This window comes from Pseudoalteromonas sp. SR45-5, assembly GCF_014163565.1.
Lineage (GTDB): Bacteria > Pseudomonadota > Gammaproteobacteria > Enterobacterales > Alteromonadaceae > Pseudoalteromonas > Pseudoalteromonas distincta.
The window spans coordinates 1-1,728 of sequence record NZ_JACJDN010000743.1; the positions used below are offsets into that span (position 1 = coordinate 1).

Sequence of the window (1,728 nt, forward strand, 5' to 3'; positions counted from 1 at the left end):
GCAGTTAACGCTGCGGGCTTTTTTGTGTCTAAATTTTAGTTAATACAATGTAAGCATTATTAAATAATATTTTTACCTTGTTCTGGATCTCGAGATTGCTCTGCTTGTTCACGTATTTCGTCGGTATCACTGCTCACATCATCAAGTGTTTTAGTTTGCTCAACAGTTTCACTTTTTTCGCTTTGCACTTGCGGTGGTTGTTTTTCCTCTAAACTAGAAACATTTTCACTAGGGTCGGTGAGTATAATTCTTTCTCGTGCGTCATCAGGAATGCTGATGTTTTGTTTTGTGAACTCATTGACTAATTCGCGCATAAGCTGGGAAGCTACTTTTAATGGACTGTGCTGCTCGCTATTAACCCAAAAATACAAAACGAAATTAATAGTAGATGAGCCTAAGTTTTTTATTAAAACCTGCGCAGGTGGATCGCTAAGCACCGCATTTTGTTGATTGACAATATCTAGGGCGAGGGTTTGTGCGCTGCGTATATCGTTATCATAGCCAATACCAATTTCTACTTTTCCGCGCATTTTTGGATTGGCAGTCAGGTTTTTAATAGTATTTTTATATACCGTCGCATTGGGTATTTGAATATGATTGCCATCGTAATCAACAAGTGTAGTTGCTCTTGCGGTTACTTTTTTAACAACACCTAAACGATTGTCTACTTCAATTACATCGTCGATTTTAAAAGGCCTTTGTATGCTCAGTAATAAACTAGCGATAAAGTTCTCAGCTATGTCTCTAAAGGCAAAACCTAATATAAGTCCTATTAGTCCCGTGCCACTCATAATGGCAACAGCAAACTCGGTAAGCCCTGCTAAACGCAGGAATAAGTACACGCCAAATAAAATAATCAAAGTGCTTATACTACGCCTTACAACTAGATGAACTAGTTTACTGTCAGTCATGTAGTCAATAGGCTTTATAAGCAATCGAGAAAGTGGCCCTGCAATTAAATAGCTTAATGCTAAAAGTATTATACCGAGTAATAGTGTGGGTAATATTTGCGCTGTTGCGTGAAGTAATTGCACAGCTTGTTCATGAAAAAACTGCCACGTAAACACATCGCCTTGAAAACTTTGCGTGCTGGGAGGCGTATTGTTTAAAGCTATAATGTTTGATTGGCTACTAGGCATGGCTTATCGTCCGTGTTTGGTTTTTATAATCGCTAATATTAGGTAAAAGCAAGTTTAGTACCAAATACTTTATTTAACTTGGCAAACATTTTGCTGTAGTAATGTAATACAAATATTGAGGTTTAGAATGAAAGAAGCTAAACGAGGACAGCAAGCTGAGCAGCCTGGTCATATCCCTTTTATAGGTTGGTGGGATATTGTTAAGCGCATTTTTAAGCAAATGAGTGAAGATAACTTATCTATAGTGGCAGCGGGTGTGGCATTTTATGCGTTACTTGCTATTTTTCCGGCCATTGCGGCGATGGTATCTGTGTATGCGTACTTTTCATCCCCCGCAGATATTAGTGATCATTTAAGTAAAATAGTTACTTTGCTCCCACCAAGTACCAGTGAACTAATTTTATCTCAGGTTTCTAGCCTTGCAAAAACATCAAGTGCAAGCTTGAGCTTAAGTGCAATCGGTACGCTTATACTTACTATTTGGAGTAGTTCTAAGGGCAGCCAAGCACTTATTACTGCGTGTAATATTAGTTATCGTGAATATGAAAAGCGTTCATTTTTTAAAGCTCAATTAGTACGCTTTTTATTT

The 1,728-nt window shown here is 37.8% G+C and carries 2 protein-coding genes; one reads left to right on the plus strand and one right to left on the minus strand.

The window, feature by feature from the left end; all coding sequences use genetic code 11:
• Positions 1–59 precede the first annotated feature (59 nt).
• Positions 60–1,139 (minus strand): mechanosensitive ion channel family protein, encoded by a 1,080-nt coding sequence (locus tag H5072_RS18560; RefSeq protein ID WP_182694404.1) that lies wholly within the window; start codon positions 1,137–1,139, stop codon positions 60–62.
• Positions 1,140–1,266: 127 nt separating this feature from the next.
• Here H5072_RS18560 and H5072_RS18565 point away from each other — a divergent pair.
• The coding region (locus H5072_RS18565) for a YihY/virulence factor BrkB family protein (protein WP_182694405.1) at positions 1,267–1,728 on the plus strand (462 nt) is incomplete at its 3' end.